At 74.9% G+C, this 17195-nt stretch carries 15 protein-coding genes; 8 read left to right on the top strand and 7 right to left on the bottom strand.

Annotation, left to right across the window (positions count from 1 at the left end; genetic code table 11):
• Window positions 1-47 precede the first annotated feature (47 nt).
• The 6 genes from SM577_RS18780 to SM577_RS18755 all read right to left on the bottom strand — a co-directional run bounded on the left by SM577_RS18780 (window position 48) and on the right by SM577_RS18755 (window position 8581).
• Entirely contained in the window at window positions 48-1190 is a 1143-nt protein-coding gene (locus SM577_RS18780) for a pectate lyase family protein (protein ID WP_474587532.1), read from the bottom strand.
• A 476-nt stretch (window positions 1191-1666) separates the two neighbouring features.
• A complete protein-coding gene (locus tag SM577_RS18775) occupies window positions 1667-2815 on the bottom strand; it encodes a Gfo/Idh/MocA family protein (protein ID WP_474587574.1) in 1149 nt (382 codons plus the stop codon).
• A gap of 140 nt (window positions 2816-2955) precedes the next feature.
• Window positions 2956-4446: a mannitol dehydrogenase family protein gene (locus tag SM577_RS18770; RefSeq protein WP_302922156.1), complete on the bottom strand. Its 1491-nt coding sequence runs from the start codon at window positions 4444-4446 to the stop codon at window positions 2956-2958.
• Window positions 4437-5741 (bottom strand): enolase C-terminal domain-like protein, encoded by a 1305-nt coding sequence (locus SM577_RS18765; RefSeq protein ID WP_474587531.1) that lies wholly within the window; start codon window positions 5739-5741, stop codon window positions 4437-4439. Before SM577_RS18765 ends, SM577_RS18770 begins: the two co-directional genes overlap by 10 nt.
• 56 nt (window positions 5742-5797) lie before the next feature.
• Window positions 5798-7228: a glucuronate isomerase gene (gene uxaC, locus SM577_RS18760; protein ID WP_302922158.1), complete on the bottom strand. Its 1431-nt coding sequence runs from the start codon at window positions 7226-7228 to the stop codon at window positions 5798-5800.
• A gap of 24 nt (window positions 7229-7252) precedes the next feature.
• Window positions 7253-8581, bottom strand: coding sequence for a Gfo/Idh/MocA family protein (locus tag SM577_RS18755; RefSeq protein ID WP_474587530.1), 1329 nt, complete (start codon window positions 8579-8581; stop codon window positions 7253-7255).
• A 230-nt stretch (window positions 8582-8811) separates the two neighbouring features.
• Between SM577_RS18755 and SM577_RS18750 the strand changes: the two genes are divergently transcribed.
• The 8 genes from SM577_RS18750 to SM577_RS18715 are packed head-to-tail and all read left to right on the top strand — an operon-like array spanning window position 8812 to window position 16470.
• The gene (locus SM577_RS18750) at window positions 8812-9942 is read left to right on the top strand and encodes a LacI family DNA-binding transcriptional regulator (protein ID WP_302922160.1); all 1131 of its coding nucleotides are present in this window, start codon (window positions 8812-8814) and stop codon (window positions 9940-9942) included.
• Between the two features lie 20 nt (window positions 9943-9962).
• Window positions 9963-11309, top strand: a complete 1347-nt coding sequence (locus SM577_RS18745) for an ABC transporter substrate-binding protein (protein WP_474587529.1) — start codon at window positions 9963-9965, stop codon at window positions 11307-11309.
• A 28-nt stretch (window positions 11310-11337) separates the two neighbouring features.
• Entirely contained in the window at window positions 11338-12321 is a 984-nt protein-coding gene (locus SM577_RS18740) for a carbohydrate ABC transporter permease (protein ID WP_474587528.1), read from the top strand.
• Complete coding sequence (locus tag SM577_RS18735) at window positions 12321-13199, top strand: carbohydrate ABC transporter permease (RefSeq protein WP_302922163.1); 879 nt, start codon at window positions 12321-12323, stop codon at window positions 13197-13199. Before SM577_RS18740 ends, SM577_RS18735 begins: the two co-directional genes overlap by 1 nt.
• Window positions 13183-13842: a hypothetical protein gene (locus SM577_RS18730; protein WP_302922164.1), complete on the top strand. Its 660-nt coding sequence runs from the start codon at window positions 13183-13185 to the stop codon at window positions 13840-13842. The genes SM577_RS18735 and SM577_RS18730 overlap by 17 nt, the downstream gene beginning before the upstream one ends.
• Window positions 13839-14816 (top strand): DUF6807 domain-containing protein, encoded by a 978-nt coding sequence (locus tag SM577_RS18725; protein WP_474587527.1) that lies wholly within the window; start codon window positions 13839-13841, stop codon window positions 14814-14816. Before SM577_RS18730 ends, SM577_RS18725 begins: the two co-directional genes overlap by 4 nt.
• Window positions 14813-15826, top strand: coding sequence for a sugar kinase (locus SM577_RS18720; RefSeq protein ID WP_474587526.1), 1014 nt, complete (start codon window positions 14813-14815; stop codon window positions 15824-15826). The genes SM577_RS18725 and SM577_RS18720 overlap by 4 nt, the downstream gene beginning before the upstream one ends.
• Window positions 15823-16470 carry a bifunctional 4-hydroxy-2-oxoglutarate aldolase/2-dehydro-3-deoxy-phosphogluconate aldolase gene (locus SM577_RS18715; RefSeq protein ID WP_302922167.1) on the top strand — a complete coding sequence of 216 codons (648 nt, stop codon included), beginning with the start codon at window positions 15823-15825 and terminating at the stop codon, window positions 16468-16470. Before SM577_RS18720 ends, SM577_RS18715 begins: the two co-directional genes overlap by 4 nt.
• On the opposite strand, the gene SM577_RS18710 is transcribed toward SM577_RS18715, so the two are convergent.
• Window positions 16415-17185 carry a hypothetical protein gene (locus SM577_RS18710; RefSeq protein WP_474587525.1) on the bottom strand — a complete coding sequence of 257 codons (771 nt, stop codon included), beginning with the start codon at window positions 17183-17185 and terminating at the stop codon, window positions 16415-16417. The two genes, SM577_RS18715 and SM577_RS18710, sit on opposite strands and share 56 nt — an antisense overlap.
• Between the last annotated feature and the right edge of the window lie 10 nt (window positions 17186-17195).

Raw genomic sequence — 17195 nt, 5'->3', positions numbered from 1 at the left:
AGCGCGGGTGGGCGTTGTGCGCGGGTGAACGGTGCGCGGGTGGGCGGTCAGAGCGGCAGCCGGCCGGCACCGGCGAGGGCGGCCACCGCCAACGGGACCAGCGGGGCGGGCAGCACCGGGCCGCGTCGCAGCGTCGGCGTCCAGCCGGCGTCGGCGCCCAGGTCCGGGTCGTGCGCGGCGTTGTACGCGGCCACCAGGTCGACCGGTCGGGCCCGGTCGGCGCCGGCCCGGACCCAGTTGCCGCGGGTGGTGACCGCGGTGCCACCCCAGTCGTGGAGCAGGTCCGCGGCGGTGATGCCCGGAGCGAGGCTGAAGTGGTTGTTCTCCACGTGCACCGCCGACTGCACGCCGACCCCGATCGCGTACGCGAACCCGTCGCCGCCCAACCGGTAGTGGTTGTTGTAGACGTCCACCTGGCCGAAGCGCACCCGCGGCAGCCGTTGCAGCACCGAGTCGAAGAGGTTGTGGTGCAGCGTCACCTTCAGCCGGTCGACGTCCGGGCCGACGGTGTTGGACGAGCCGATCAGCAGCACCTTGTCCCGCCCGACGAACCGGTTGTACGAGGCGGTCACCAGGCTGGCGGTGTGCGTGACGTCCAGCGAACCGTCGTGCACCTGGTACGGCCGGCCGAAGTAGCTCGGCTGAACGCTGTCCGGGTTGTCGCCGTCGGTGAAGGTGTTGTGGTCGATCCAGACGTTCTCGCTGCGGCGCACCGAGATCTGGTCGTACTGGGAGTTCCAGTTGCCGGTCTCGCCGTCGGTGGGGGACCAGGCCGGGAAGCAGTCCCGGGCGTCGTCGAGGGTCAGGTTGCGCACGATGACGTTCGGGGCCCGGTCGATCATCAGGGTCAGTCCGGTCAGCCGGGCGCCGGGCAGCCCGACGATGGTGGTGTTCGGGCCGACGTTGATCTGGGTCTGCCGGGTCTGGTTGGCCACCGACCGCATCCGGGCCGCCTCCAACGGGCCGCTGGGCGCCACCCGGCCCCACACCGCCGGGTCGTACGCGGCCAGGTAGGCGTCGAGCGAGTACTCCGGGTCGGCCAGGTCGGCGCAGTCGAGCAGGTGACCGTCCGGGCCCTCGAAGCCGTCGACGGTGCCGGCCACGTACACGATCTTCGGGGTGGCGTTGCCCGCGTTGGTGGCGTTGTCGCCGCCGAGCGCGGCGACCAGTCCGGCCCGGGTGGTGACCACGCTGACCTGGTCGGGGGTGGCCGCGGCGCCGCCGGTGGTGCCGGGCCCGGCGGCGGCCCAGCCGTCGCCCGGCGGCGGCCCAGCCGTCGCCCGGCGGCAGGGTCTGCCGACCGAGCTGGCGCGCCGCCCAGGAGAGCTGCCCGTCGGCGTGGGCGGTGGCCGCGGCCGGCGGGGCGGTGGCCGCGGCCGGTGGCGGGGCCGCCACGAGGATCAGTGCGGCCAGCGCCGCACCGGTTGCGAAGCTCCGCATCGACATCGTCCGTTCCTTCGTCGGGATACCGCATTCATCACGAACGATAGGAATGGAGGTTTATCGAGGTCAATATCAAAGATATGCAGGAATGTTGCAGTTGTCCGGCTCATCCGGCATCGTCCGGCCGGGATCGGCCGGTGATTGTCAGTAGTTGCCCGATACGGTGGCGGGCTCGATTTGCCGAGTGTTGCGGCCTCCTGTTCCGGTGGTCCGGTCCGCTCTGCTATTCCGACGGTGCGGTCCGGTACGGCGGCACCGCCCACGGCACGCCGAGTTCCGAGGGCAGCCGCCCCCGCTCGGCCGCCCGGCGCAGCACCTCGTTGACACCGCGCAGGCACAGCACCCGCTCCGGGCCGGCGCCGAGCGGCTCCACCAGGTCGCCAGCGAGCAGCTGCGGCTCGGGCGCCGACCGGAGCGCGTCCAGCACGGCGGTGAACGCCGCGGTCCGGGCCAGCGGGGCGATCAGCGGCACCGCCGGGTCGGCCCGGTGCTCCAGCAGGTTCTCCAGCAGCCCTCGCCGCCCGGGCACCTCGCGCGGCCCGGTGTCGCCGGGCAGCAGCAGCCGGTCGGTCGGGTACTCCAGCACGGCCCGCCCGGCGTCCCCGGTCACCAGCACCTCGCCGGCGACGAAGTCCTCGCCGGCCAGGGTCACCGCGGCCAGCACCGGCGGCCCGGTGCGCGGCCGGATGCGGAGCACGGCGGTGTCCTCCACCTCGATCGGGCGCACCCGGTAGCGCTCCACCTCGATGCTGGCCGGCCGCACCGGCGTACCGGCCACCGCCTCGGCGACCGCGAGGCACTGCATCACCGCGTGCGCCAGCGGGTTGGCCAGCGCGCCGTCCAGCACCGGCCGGCCGTGCAGGGTACGCCGGCCGGCCCAGGGCGCCCGAGCGTAGTACGCGTCGGTGCGCCGCCACGCGGCGACGGTGGCGATGTCGGTGACCGGGCCGAGCCGGCCGGCGGTCACCGCCGCGGTCAGCTCGGTCAGCGCCGCCGAGCCGAGCGCCTGGAACCCCACCTGGCAGGCCCGGCCGGTGGCGGCCAGCGCGCCGGCCAGCTCGTCGTGCTCGGCCGTCGACAGCACCGGCGGCTTCTCCAGCAGCAGGTCCGCGCCGGCGGCGAGCGCGTCCAGGGCGACCGGCAGGTGGGTGTGCGGTGGGGTGCAGACCACCACCACGTCCGGCCGTACGGCGGCCAGCATCTGCCGGTGGTCGGTGTGCACGGTGGTCTCCGCCGGCACCGGAGCGGCCGGGTCGTCCTCGACCGGCCGCAGGTCCACCAGGGCCGCCAGCCGCAGCCGGCCGGCCGCGTGCAGCGGCGCCAGCACCCGGCGGTGCCAGCGTCCGTGCCCGTTCGCCCCGACCAGGGCCACCCGGGGCGGGTCGCCCGGCCGGCCGGGTTCGCCCCCGCCCCCGGCGACCGGGTGTGACCCGGACCGGCCGGCGGGTGCCACCACCGGCTCGCCGGCGACCGCCGGGCCGGGCCGGGGCGAGCCCGGCGGGGGCGGGCCGGTCACCGGGCACCGGCCAGGGTCGCCGGCACCCCGTGCCGGGTCAGGTCGGTCAGCCAGCCCACCACGTCGGCGCGGACCTCGGCGTCCTCGGCCACCTCGGCGGGGAAGATCTCGCGCAGGGCGAAGGCCGCGTCCACCGCGCCGGCCGGGGTGGGCCGGGCGGCGGCCAGCGCGGTCCGGATCCGGTCGGCGAGCGGATCCTGCAACGGCAGCGGGGACCCGTCGTCGGCGGCGCCCTGGGCGAAGCGCAGCCAGGCGGCGACCACCAGCGCGGCCCAGCGCGCGGGCCGGCCGGCGGCGCGCAGGTCGGCGATGGTGTGCAGGACCCGCTGCGGCAGCTTCTGCGAGCCGTCCATCGCCACCTGGAGGGTGCGGTGCCGGATCGCCGGGTTGCCGAACCGGTCCAGCACCTGCTCGCCGTAGTCGACCACCCGGATCCCGTCGGGCGGGGTGAAGCTGGGCGCGACGTCCTCGGCGACCAGCCGGCGCAGCACGTCGGCCAGGTGCGGCAGGGCGAGCGCGTCGGCGACAGTCGCGCAGCCGGCCAGCGCGCCGAGGTAGGCGGTGGCCGAGTGCACCCCGTTCAGGGCGCGCAGCTTCAGCCGCTCCCACGGGCCGGCGTCGGCGCAGAGCACCGCACCGGCCCGCTCCCAGGCCGGCCGGCCGCCGGGGAAGTCGTCCTCGATCACCCACTGCGCGTACGGCTCGGCGGCCACCGCTGCCAGGTCGGTCACCCCGAGCGCGTGGCGGGCCACGTCGAGGGTCTCCGCCGTGCTGGCCGGCACGATCCGGTCCACCATGGTGCCCGGGAAGGAGACCTGCTCGCCGACCCAGCCCACGGCGTGCCCGGGCGCGCCCGCGTACGCCAGCGCCTGCTCGACCAGGCCGCGCAGCCGGCGGCCGTTGGCCGGCAGGTTGTCGCAGCTGACCAGCGCGACCGGCCCGGCGTCGGCGGCGGCCCGGGCCAGCAGGCCGCGCACCAGCAGCCCCGGCACGGTCGCCGGCGGCCGGTCACCGGCCAGGTCGGCGGCGAGCGCCGGGTCCGGCCGCAGTGCACCGCTGGCCGGGTCGAGCTGGTACGCCTTCTCGGTCACGGTCAGCGTGACCACCCGGATCGCCGGGTCGGCGAGCAACGCCACCACCGCCGCCGGGTCGCTGGCCGCGTGCCGCACCCCGGCCAGCGCGCCCACCACCCGGGTCGTCACGCCGTCCGCGGCCAGCGTGGTGACGCTGAACAGGTTGTCCTGCGCGGTCAGGTCCTCGACCAGCGCGGCGTTGCGCGGGGCGACGCCGACGATGCCCCAGTCGCCGCCGGCCGCGCCGACCGCCGCCTCGGTGTATACCGCCTGGTGGGCCCGGTGGAACGCGCCGAGGCCCAGGTGCAGCACGCCGGCCGGCACGGTGCCGGGGCGCAGCAGCGGCCGGCTCGCCGCCGGCAGCCGGCGCAGCGAGCCGAGCCCGAGCCGGGACGCGCCGACGGTCAGCGCCATGCCGGACCGTCCGGGAAGCGGAACCGGGCGACCGACTCCGGCCGCATGGTGCTGCTGTAGCCGGGCGCGGTGGGCGGCAGGTACCGGCCGTCGCGGGTGCGCACCGGATCGACGAAGTGCTCGTGCAGGTGGTCGACGTACTCGATCATCCGGCCGTCCAGGCTGGTGCCCACCCGCAGGTAGTCGAAGATCGCCAGGTGCTGGACGTACTCGCAGAGCCCGACGCCGCCGGCGTGCGGGCAGACCGGCACCCCGAACTTCGCCGCCATCAGCAGCTCGGCGAGGACCTCGTCGACCCCGCCGACCCGGCAGGCGTCGACCTGCATCACCCCGATCGCCTCGGCCTGGAGCAACTGCTTGAAGATCACCTTGTTGGCGGCGACCTCGCCGGTGGCCACCCGGCAACGCCCGCCGGTCAGCTCGCCGACGGCCCGGGCGATCCGGGCGTGGCCGAGGATGTCGTCGGCGTGCGTGGGCTCCTCGATCCAGTACGGGTCCACCTCGGCCAGCACGGTCATCGCGGCGATCGCCTCGTCGACCCCCCACACCTGGTTGGCGTCCATCATCAGCAGCGCGTCCGGGCCGATCTCGGCCCGGATGATCCGGGCCCGGCGCAGGTCGTCGGCGAGCGGCCCGCCGACCTTCATCTTCATCGCCCGCCAGCCGTTCGCGTACGCCCGCCGGGTCAGTGCCCGCACCTTGCCGTCCGGGTAGCCCAGCCACCCCACCGAGGTGGTGTACGCGGGGAACCCGTCGCGCTCCAGCGCGGCCAGCCGGTCGGGCAGCCCGTCGCGCCCCTTGTCCAGCAGGGCGGCCGCCTCGTCCGGGGTGAGCGCGTCGGCGATGTGCTGGAAGTCGACGCAGCCGACCAGGTCGTCGGTGGGCAGCTCGGCCAGGTACCGCCAGAGCGGCTGCCCGGCCAGCTTGGCCCGCAGGTCCCAGACCGCGTTGACCAGCGCCCCGGTGGCCATGTGGATGACCCCCTTCTCCGGCCCCAGCCAGCGCAGCTGCACGTCGGCGACGAGCGAGCGCCAGAACGCCACCGGCTCGGCGGCGATCTCGGCGACCGTGCGACCGCGCACGTGGTGTTCCAGCGCCCGGACGGCGGCGCAGGTCAGCTCGTTGCCCCGGCCGTTGGTGAAGGTGAAGCCGGTGCCGGTCGGCCCGGCGTCGGTGCCCAGCTCCACGTAGGTGGCCGAGTAGTCGCCCCGGTTGATCGCGTCCGAGCCGTCGCCCCGCGCCGCGGTCGGGAACCGGACGTCGTGCACGTCCACGGAGGTGATGGTGACGCTCATGCCGGTTCCCCTCTCGTTCGCGACCGCGGGGCTCCGCCGCGCCGCACTCCGCACGCTCATTGCGACTCCCCGAAGTTGAAGACCCGTTTCGGCAGCCGGTAGGCCAGGTCCACGATGGTCTCGGCGGCCTCCGCCATCGGCAACCGGTGCTCGGCGACCAGCCGGGCCAGGAAGCCGGCGTCCACCCGGCGGGCCACGTCGTGGCGCACCGGGATCGAGCAGAACGCCCGGGTGTCGTCGACGAAGCCGGCGGTGTTGTAGAACCCGGCGGTCTCGGTGACCGCCTCCCGGAACCGGCGCAGCACCTCGGGGGAGTCCAGGAACCACCAGGGCGCGCCGAGGTAGAGCGCGGCGTAGCCACCGGCCAGCGGGGCCAGTTCCCGGGTGAAGGTGTACTCGTCCAGGGTGTAGAGCACCACCCGCAGCCGGGGATCGTTGCCGTACGCGTCCAGCAGCGGGGCGAGCGCGTGCACGTACTCGGTGGCCTGCGGCACGTCGCCGCCGACGTCGCGGCCGTGCCGGGCGTGCAGCCACCGGTTGTGGTTGCGCACCGCGCCCGGGTGCAGCTGCATGACCAGCCCGTCCTCCAGCGACATCCGGGCGAACTCCAGCAGCATGTGCGCCCGGAACGCCTCCGCGTCACCGGCCTCGGCCCGCCCCCGCCGGAGCCGGTCGTAGAGCGTCGCCGCCTCGGCCGGGGCCAGGTCGAGCGTCCGGGCGGTGGGATGGCCGTGGTCGGAGGAGGTGGCGCCGGCCGCGACGAACGCCGCCCGCCGGGCGCGCAGCGCGGCCAGGTAGCCGGCGTACCGGCCGGTGTCCTCGCCGGTCAGCTCGCCGAGCCGGTCCACGTTGGCCGGCCAGTTGTCGAACTCCGGGTCCACCACGTCGTCCGGGCGGAAGGTGGTCACCACCCGGCCGCCCGGCCCGCCCCAGCCGTCCGCGGCGAGCTTGGCGTGCTGCCCCAGGTCGTCCAGAGGGGACTCGGTGGTGGCGAGCACCTCGATGTTGAACCGCTCGAACAGCGCCCGGGGCCGGAAGCCCGGCTCGGCCAGCCGGGCGGCCAGCTCGTCGTAGACCGCGTCGGCGGTGGCCGGGGAGAGCGCGGTGCCCACCCCGAACACCTCGGTGAAGGTCTGCTCCAGCCAGAGCCGGGACGGGGTGCCGCGGAACAGGTGCCAGTGCGCGGCGAACCGGCGCCAGATCCGCCGGCCGTCGGTCTCCACCGGACTGCCGTCCCGGCTCGGCACGCCCAGCTCGGCCGGGGGTACGCCCTGGCTGAGCAGCATCCGGGTCAGGTAGTGGTCGGGGACGATGAGCAGCCGGGCCGGGTCGGGGAACGGCCGGTCCTCGGCCAGCAACGCCGGGTCGACGTGCCCGTGCGGGGAGATGATCGGCAGCTCGGCCGCCAGCGCGTACAGCTCCCGGGCCAGCGCGCGCTGGCCCGGCTCGGCGGGCAGGAGCAGGTCGGTACGGGGCATGGTGGGCACGGAATGCGGCTCCCGGGGTCGAGGTCAGGGCAGGGTCAGCAGGTCGGCGACCCGGACGGGCCGGCCGGTGTCGAAGGACCGGTTGGCGGCCAGCCCGGTGAGCAGGGCGAGTGCGCCGTCGTGGGCGGTGGCGGCCCGGTCCAGCGGGTCCGGGGCGCCGCCGAAGAGCACCCGGGTCATCCGCGCGTCCGCGCCGCCGTGGCCCTGGCGGGTGTGGCCCTCGACGGTGATCGCCCGCGGCGGCTGCCAGAACGGCCGCAGGGTGAGCGTCGCGCCGCCGGACTCGGCGGCGGCCTCCGCGCCGTGCAGGGCGGCGCCCTTGAGCGCCCCGGCCGCCTCCGGGCTGACGTACGCGCTCTCGGTGACCTCCAGCTCCAGCCGGCCCCGGCTGCCGTTGACCATCACCCGGTAGCCCTCCCAGGGCGCGTACGCGGTGAGGTGGTAGGTCATCGTGGCGCCGGTGGAGTAGCGGGCCAGCACCGCCATGTCGTCCTCGATGGTGACGCCGGGGGCGAAGACGTTGCGGTCGCGGTGGTAGCCGTCCTCGGCCTCGGCGTCGAGGTAGAGCTCGCGCAGCCGGGGATGCGCGGCCAGGCGCAGCGCGAACGGGTCGTCGCCGGCGGCGGGGGAGCCGTGCGCCCGGTCGTAGTCGCGGGCGTAGCCGTGCCGGCGGCCGGCCGCGCCGTAGAAGAAGAGCCGCCCGGCGCCGTAGACCTCCACCGGCCGGGCGTCCAGCCACCAGTTCACCAGGTCGAAGTGGTGGCTGGCCTTGTGCACCATGAGCCCGCCGGAGGCGGCCTTGTCCCGGTGCCAGCGGCGGAAGTAGTCGGCGCCGTGGCGGACGTCGAGCAGCCACTCGAAGTGCACCGACCCGACCTCGCCGACCGCGCCCTCGGCGAGCAGCCGGCGCACCTGCTCGTGCAGCGGGTTGTAGCGGTAGTTGAAGGCCACCGTCACCCGCCGGCCGGTACGCGCCACCGCGTCCAGGATCCGTGCGCAGCGCGACGCGTCCACGGTCATCGGCTTCTCGGTGACCACGTCGCAGCCGGCCTCCAGCGCGGCCACGATGTAGCCGTCGTGGGTGACGTCCACGCTGGTCACCAACACCACGTCGACCCGTTCCCTGTTGAGCATCGCGGCGAAGTCGTCGGCCCGGTAGGTGGGCACCGGGGGGTGGCCCGCCTCGCCCAGCCACCGGTTGTGCGCGTCCATCCGGGCCTGGTTGACGTCGGCGAAGGCGACCAGCTCGGCGGTGTCGGGGTGGTCGCGCACCAGCGCCCGGACGAACATCTCGGCGCGCGCGCCGGTGCCCACCACGGCGTACCGGAGACGCCCGCTGGCCTGGGGTGACATCTGGTCGGCCTCCCGGGAAGCTGCAAAGGTTTGCAGTGAAGTAATCACGATCGATGCTGGCGAGTCAACGCCTCGAAGGGAATCGGCGGCTTTTGATAGGATTCGCACTGATACGTACGCTCGGTGGGAGCGCAGCCGAAATCGAGCTGTAACCATCCCCCGTTGACACTGGAGCAACCGTTTGCATTAATTGGCGGCACCCGTGACCGCCGCCACATCGGAGGGACGCCGTGCCAGTCACCATCAGGGACGTCGCGCGGGCCTCGGGCGTGCACATCTCCACGGTCTCCCGCACCTTCTCCGCGCCGCACCTGGTCAACCCGGAGACCCGGGTCCGGGTCCTGGCCTGCGCGGAGGACCTCGGTTACCGGCCCAACCGGGCCGCCCGGGCACTGATCACCGGCCGGACGCACAACATCGGCCTGATCATCGCCGACATCGCCAACCCGTTCTTCCCGCCGCTGATCAAGGCGGCGGAGGGGCAGGCCCGGCACCGCGACTACCACGTCTTCGTGGCCGACACCAACGAGGATCCGACCACCGAGGAGGAACTGGTCCACGCCCTGGCCAAGCAGGTCGACGGCGTGCTGCTGTGCAGCCCCCGGATGAGCAACAGCCTCATCGAGCAGCTCAGCCGGGAGGTCCCGCTGGTGGTGGTCAACCGCCAGTTGACCGGCCTGCCGTGCGTGCTGATGGACGTGGGGCAGGGGGCCCGGGCGGCGGTGGAGCACCTGCTCGGCCTCGGCCACCGGGAGATCGCGCTGCTCGGCGGACCGCGCGGCTCCTGGACCAACCGGGAGATCCGCCGGGCCGCCGGCGCGGCCGCCCGGGCCGGCGGCGCCGAACTGACAGTGCTCGGCCCGAACCCACCCACCGAGACCGGTGGCCTGGCGCTGGCCGAGCAGGTCCAGCGCAGCGGCGTCACCGCCGTGCTCGCCTACAACGACCTGATGGCGATCGGCCTCATCGAGGGGCTCGACGCACTCGGGATCCGGGTGCCGGAGCAGGTGAGCGTCGTCGGGGTCGACGACATCGCGCTGAGCCGGCTCACCCGTCCCAAGCTGACGACGGTGGCCACGCCGACCGCGGCCGCCGGCCGGACGGCCGTCGACATGCTGTTGCAACAGGACGCCGAGCCGCCGCGTGCCGCGCGGGGGATCGGCGCCGGCACGGCAGCCGGCGCCCGTCGTACCACCGCACAGGTAATGCTCCAGACCGAACTGGTCATCCGCGACTCGACCGGGCCGGGCCCCCATGCCGGCCGGGACCGTCCCTCGGCCGCCCCGGCAGGCCCGGGCCCGCATCGCCTTGCGGGCCCGGGCGACCCGGTGGTGGCCACCGGTGACGGCGTCGCCTCCTAACGCCGAGGAGTTGAGCGCACATGCACCCCGCAACGCCCCCCACCGCCAGCGCGCCCGCCGGGCGCACCTACCGTACCCCGCTGCCCCGCCGCCGGCTGCTGCGCGGCCTGCTCGCCGTGGCGGTCGCCGCGCCGCTGATCGCCGGGGCCGCCGCCAGCGGCGGCGACGACCCGGCGACCGACCCGAACGCCCCGGTGAAGCTCTCCGTCTTCTGGTGGGGCGGCGAGGCCCGGGCGAAGCTCACCGAGGAGGCCCTCGCCCTCTACACGAAGAAGCACCCGAACGTGACGTTCGAGAAGACCTGGCAGGCCAACCAGGGCTACTTCGACAAGCTGGCCACCCTCACCGCCGGCGGCAACCCGCCGGACCTGTTCCAGATCGACGACAACTTCCTGGCCGAGTACGCCGCCCGCAACACCACGCTGGACCTCACCCCGTACCAGAGCTCCGGCAAGCTCGACACCTCGAAGTTCCCCAAGAGCCTCTGGCAGTACGGGGTGGTCGACGGCAAGCTCGCCGGGCTGGCCGCCGGGGAGAACACCCAGGGCCTGGTCTACAACAAGTCGCTGCTGGCCAAGCACGGGCTGCCCGAGCCGACCACCGGGATGAGCTGGGAGGAGCACATCGCCTGGGCGGAGCGGGTGGCCAGGACCGCCAAGGTGCCCGGCACCCAGGACCCGAGCGCCGACTACAAGGCGTTCTGGGTGTGGCTGCGCCAGCAGGGCAAGGACATGTACTCCGGCAGCGAACTCGGCTTCACCGCCGAGGACGTGACCCGCTGGTTCGAGCTGTGGAAGGGCGCCCGGGACCGGGGCGCCACGCCCACCCCGGACGTCATCCACGAGGGCAACGTCACCGACATCAGCAAGCAGCTGGTGGTCACCGGCAAGGCGGCCACCTCCTGGGTCTGGGTCAACCAGATGCCGGAGCTGAAGAAGAACACCAAGGACGAGCTGGGCGTGGTGGCGTACCCGGGTGACCCGAGCGCGCAGTGGGCCCGGGCGTCGATGTACTGGTCGGTGTTCCGCGGCAGCAAGCACCGGGACGTCGCGGTCGACGTGATCAACTTCCTGATGAACGACCCGGAGGCGGTCAAGCTGCTCGGCACCGACCGCGGCCTGCCGTCCAACCAGGACCTGCGCCGGGTGGTCAGCGACGACACCACCGACCCGGCGATGAAGCAGTCCATCGCGGTGGAGGCCGAGCTGGCGCAGAAGTTCGGCGAGTCACCGCAGGTGCCGATCAAGGGCCACAGCAAGGTCCGCTCGGAACTGGTCAAGGCCGCCGAGAACGCGCAGTACGGCCGGGCCACCCCCGCCGAGGCGGCCGCCCAGTTCGTCGCGGCCTGCAAGTCCGCCATCGCCTGACCGTCGTCGTACGGAGAGGAGCCGGCTCGTGGCCCTGACCACGGCGCCCGACCCGACCCGTCGTGGCCCCGGATCCGTCCGGCCCCGCGCCAACCGGCGCGGGCCCGGGCGGTCCCGGCACGGCGACGGTCTGGCGGGGTACGTCTTCCTGTCGCCCTGGCTCATCGGCCTGATGGCCGTCGCGGCGATCCCGATGCTGCTGTCGCTCTACCTCAGCTTCACCAACTACGACATCCTCACCCCCTGGTCCGAGGTGGAGTGGGTGGGGCTGGCCAACTACGAGCGGATGTTCACCGCCGACCCCTCGTGGTGGCACTCGGTCCGGGTGACGCTGACCTTCGCGCTGGTCGCCGTACCGCTGAAGCTGGCCGCCGCGCTCGGGGTGGCGCTGCTGCTCAACCGGGCCTGGCGCGGCGTCGGGGTGTTCCGCGGGCTGTTCTACCTGCCGTCGCTGCTCGGCGGCAGCGTCGCGCTGGCCATCGTCTGGGTGAACATGTTCAACCGGGACGGCGCCGTCAACTCGTTCCTCGCCCTGTTCGGCGTCACCGGCAAGCCCTGGGTCAACGACCCGGACTGGGCGCTGGAGACGCTCATGGTGCTCGCCATCTGGCAGTTCGGCGCGCCCATGGTGATCTTCCTGGCCGGGCTCAAGCAGGTGCCCACCGAACTGTACGAGGCGGCGGCGGTCGACGGCGCCGGCCGGTGGCGGCAGTTCGTCAACGTCACCCTGCCGATGCTCTCCCCGGTCATCTTCTTCAACCTGGTCCTGGAGACCATCAACGGCTTCCAGGGCTTCACCGCCGCGTTCGTGCTCAGCAACGGCACCGGCGGGCCGGTCGACTCGACCCTGATGTACACGCTCAACCTCTACATCACCGGCTTCACCGACCTGGAGATGGGCTACGCCTCCGCGATGGCCTGGGTCTTCCTGGTAGCCGTCGCGGTGATCACGGTGATCTTCTTCAGCACCGGGCGGTTCTGGGTGCACTACTCCGACGGGGAGGACCGGTGATGGTGGCGGCGACCACGCGCCCGCCGGCGGCCGGCGCCCGGCCGCGCAGCCGCTCGGCGCTGCGGCTGCTGGTGCTGCTGGTGATCCTCGCGGTGGTGCTCTACCCGCTGGTCTGGATGCTCGGCACCTCGGTGAAGAGCCAGCAGGAGATCGCCAGCAACATCGGCCTGCTGCCGGAGCGGTTCACCCCGGGCAACTACACCGAGGGGTGGCGCAACTTCGACGTCAGCTTCGGCCGGTTCTTCCTGAACAGCGCCATGGTCAGCCTGCTCACCGTCCTCGGCAACGCGGTGTCCTGCCTGCTCGCCGCGTACGCCTTCGCCCGGCTGCGGTTCCGGCTGCGCGGCGTCTGGTTCGCCGTCATGATCGGCACCCTGCTGCTGCCCGGGCACGTGCTCATCGTGCCGCAGTACATCCTGTTCCGCAGCCTCGGCCTGGTCGGCGGCGAGTGGCCGTACCTGCCGCTGCTGGTGCCGCAGTTCCTGGCCACCGAGGCGTTCTTCGTCTTCCTCATGGTGCAGTTCATGCGCGGCATCCCGCGCGAACTGGACGAGGCCGCCAAGATCGACGGCGCCACCGCGTTCGGCATCTTCCGGCACGTCATCCTGCCGCTGAGCCGCCCGGCGCTGGTCACCACCGCGATCTTCTCGTTCATCTGGACCTGGAACGACTTCTTCCGGCAGCTGGTCTTCCTCTCCGACCTGGAGGACTACACGGTGCCGGTGGCGCTGACCCTGTTCATCGACTCGACCAGCCAGAGCGCGGTCGGCCCGATGTTCGCCATGTCGGTGCTGTCGCTGCTGCCGGTCTTCGGGTTCTTCGTGGCCTTCCAGCGGATGCTCGTCGAGGGGATCAACACCAGTGGCCTCAAGGGATGAACCGGCCGGGCCCGGCCGTGCGTCGGCCGCCGCCCCGCCGGACGCGCCGGAACGGGTGACCCGCGACTGGCGCGACGTGCTCGCCGACGCCGCCGACCTGGCCCTGCTCGGCATCCTGCTGACCGTGGCCGCGCTGCCACTGGTCACCGCCGCCGCCGCGGCGGCCACCGCCAGCGCCGCCGTGCACGACCGGTTCGGCACCGGCGGGTGGCCCTCGGCGCGGCAGACCCTGGCCCGGTTCGCCCGGGCCGTGCCGGCCGGCGTGCCGGTCTCCCTGCTCGCCCTGGCCGGCGCCGGGCTGCTCGCCGCCGACCTGGCCGCGCTGGCCGGCGGCCGGGTGCCCGGCGGCACGCCCGCGCTGGCGGTCACCGTGCTGGTCACCGTCGCCGTCGCGGGCTACGCCGGTGCGGTCGTGGTCGAGGTGGGCCGTACCGGGGGGCGGTGGCGGCCGGCCGCCCGGACCGCCGCCCGCGCCTGCCTCGACCACCCGGCCCGCTGGGCCGCGCTGGCCGGCACCGCCGGGGTGGCCCTGCTGCTCGCCGTGCTGGTCACCCCGGTCGCGGTGCCGATCCTCGCCGGCTACACCCTGGCCGCCCTGTACGCGGTGGACCGCCGCCCGGTCACCCGCCCGGAGCCGTCGTGACCGCGGCCCCGCAGCCCACCGCCGCCGGCCCGGACCAGCCGGCCGGGGCCGCCGAACCGGTCCGTCCGCCCGCCGGGACGGCCGGCGCCGAGGGCACCGGGGCCGCGGCCGGGCCGGACGGCGACGACCCGCGGCTGCTGGTCGACGGCGTCGAGGTGGCCCGGTACCGGGTGGCGCCCCGGCTGGACGCCCGGCACGGTCCCCGGCCGTACCTGCACCCGGTGCGGACCCGCGCCGGCACGGTGGTGACCGACGCGCTCCCCGCCGACCACGTCTGGCACCTCGGCGCCTCGCTGGCGGTGCAGGACGTCGACGGCACCAACCTCTGGGGCGGGCGCACCTACGTGCGCGACGTCGGCTACACCTGGCGCGCCGACCACGGCCGGATCGCGCACACCGAGTGGCTGCACCGCTCGCCACGGCGGCTGGCACACCGGCTGGAGTGGCGCGACCCGGCCGGGGCGGTGCTGCTGGCCGAGCGGCGCGCCATCGCCGTCGCGGCGCTGCCGGGGCACCCGGACGCGTGGCGGCTCGACCTCGACTACACCCTCACCGCGCCGCCGGGGCGGGACGTGCCGCTGGGCAGCCCGGCCACCAACGGCCGCCCCGGCGGCGCCGGCTACGGCGGCTTCTTCTGGCGGGCGGTGGCGGACCGGCCGCCGGCGGTGTTCACCGCGACCGGGCAGGGGGAGGCCGCGGTCAACGGCTCCGCCGAGCCCTGGCTGGCGCTGCGCGCCGAGGCGGGTGGCGCCGCGTATACCCTGGTCTTCACCGGGCTCGGCCCCGGCGACCGGTGGTTCGTCCGGGCCGAGATGTACCCGGGGGTGTGCGTGGCGTTCGCGTTCGACCGGCCCTGCGTGGTGCCCGCCGGCGCCGGGCGTGCCGGCCGGCACCGGGTCGCCGTCGCCGACGGGACGCTGGACCGGGACGCGGCCGCCGCGCTGGCCGCCGCCCTCGACCCGGAGCGGCCGTGACCGGGCCGGACCGCGACCCGCCCGAGGTGGTGACCGTGGGCGAGTCGATGGTGGTGCTCAGCCCGACCGCCGGGACGCCGCTGGAGGCGGCCGACCGGCTCGCGGTCGCGGTCGGTGGCGCCGAGTCCAACGTGGCCGTCGCGCTGGCCGGCCTCGGTCACCGCACGGCCTGGGTGAGCCGGGTCGGCGCCGACCCGTTCGGCCGGCTGGTCGTGCGGCGGGTGGCCGCCGCCGGGGTGGACGTCCGTCCGGTGACGGTGGACCAGCGCGCCCGCACCGGCCTGTACCTCAAGGACCCCGGCCCGGACGGCACCGACGTGCACTACTACCGGGCCGGCTCGGCCGCGTCCCGGCTGACCCCGGCCGTCCTGGCCGACGCCCGGCTGGCCGGGGCGCGGCTGCTGCACCTGTCCGGCATCACCCCGGCGCTGTCCCCCTCCTGCCGGGCACTGGTGGAACGGGCGGTCACCACCCGGCCGCTGGCCGGGGCGCTGGTCAGCTTCGACGTCAACCACCGCCCCCGGCTCTGGCCGGCCGGGCGGGCCGCCCCCGTGCTGCACCGCGTCGCGGACCGGGCCGACGTGGTCTTCGTCGGGCTCGACGAGGCGCGGCGGCTCTGGGGGAGCGGTGACCCGGCGGCGGTGCGCCGGCTGCTGCCCGGCCCGGACCTGGTGGTGGTCAAGGACGCCGCGGTCGGCGCCACCGCACTGCCGCGCGCCGGGGCGGCCAGCTTCGTCCCGGCGCTGCGGGTTCCGGTACGGGAGCCGGTGGGCGCCGGCGACGCGTTCGCGGCCGGCTTCCTCTCCGCGCTGCTGCGCGGTGCCGGCGTCGACGCCGGCCTGCGGCTCGGGCACCTCACCGCCGCACGGGTGCTGGCCGTCGCCGGGGACACCGCCCCGCCGGCCGACCGGAGCCACCTCGACACGCTGGCCGCGCTGCCCGAGGCGGACTGGTCGGCGCTCGACCCGGCCGACGTGCTGGCCGGCGACGACGGAGGGAGCGGACGATGACGGCGCACGACCTGGAAAGGGTCTTCGGCGACGCGCGGGTGATGGTGATCCTGCGCGACCTGCCGGTGACGGAGACCGTCCGGCTGGCCCACCGGGCCTGGGACCTCGGGATCCGCGTGGTCGAGGTGCCGGTCCGCACCCCGGAGGCGGTGACCGCGCTGCGCGCCACGGTGGCCGAGGGGCGGGACCGTGACCGGCGGGTCGGCGCGGGCACGGTGTTCACCCCGGCGCAGGTACGCCAGGCCGCGGCGGCCGGCGCGGCGTTCACCGTCGCCCCGGGCCTGGACCTGGCGGTGGCGGACGCCGCGGCGAGCTACGGCCTGCCGCACCTGCCCGGCGTGGCCACCCCGACCGAGGCGCAGCGCGCCCGGGACCACGGGCTGCGCTGGCTGAAGGCGTTTCCGGCGGTGAGCCTCGGCCCGCACTGGTTCCGGGCGGTGGCCGGGCCGCTGCCGGAGCTGACCTTCGTGGCCACCGGGGGCCTGGACGCGCGCAACGCCGGCGACTTCCTGGCCGCCGGGGCGCGGGTGGTCGCGGTCGGCTCCGCGCTGGCCGACCCCGACCAGCTGGACCGGCTGGCCGAGCTGGTCAGGAGCGGGTTGCCGGCCGATCAGCCAGGGCGCCGGTCGCCCGGACCGCCTTGACGATGGCCGGGACCGAACCGACCAGCAGCACCACACCCCAGACCAGGGCGACCACCGCGAAGACCAGCGCGCCGATGTCGTCGACGACGCTGACCAGGATCACCGGCACCAGCCGGTGCAGGAACTCCAGCACGACCGTGCAGAGCAGCGTGGTCAGCGCCAGCGCGACCAGGCCCTTGTTCTGCGCGAAGCGCGGCTGCGCGGCCAGCAGCAGCCCGGCCCAGGCCAGCTTGAGCAGCAGCACCAGCCCGAGCAGCAGCGCCGCCTCACCGACCGGGAAGAACCCCCACAGCGCCAGGTACGCCAGGGTGCCGAACGGCGCGGCCAGGAAGAGCGAGACCATCACCGACAGCTCCACGAGGGCGACCAGCAGCGCGACCAGCGACACGAGGATCAGCACGATCGCGAAGACCAGCGTCGCCACCCCCTGCACCCGGCCCTGCACGCGCTCGGACAGCAGCAGGCTCAGGCAGAACAGCCCGGTGGTCCAGACCGCCACCGCGTCGACCAGCGCCAGGTAGCCGGTGCCGCGGCCGGACGGCTCGGTCACCCCGGAGACCTCGCCGAGCTCCACGTCCAGCGCCCCGGCGCTGTCCCGCAGCGCCGCGCCGGCGTCCCCGCCGCCGGTGAGCAGCCCGGCGCCCAACTCCACCGCGACCGCCAGCACCATCGCCAGCATGGCCAGCAGCAGGAACGGCTTGCGCAACTCGCCCATGGCGGGCCTC

The sequence above is a fragment of the Micromonospora desertarenae genome (assembly GCF_056150265.1).
The sequence above is the reverse complement of the archived record's forward strand: the minus strand, read 5'-3'. Positions and strand labels throughout refer to the sequence as shown.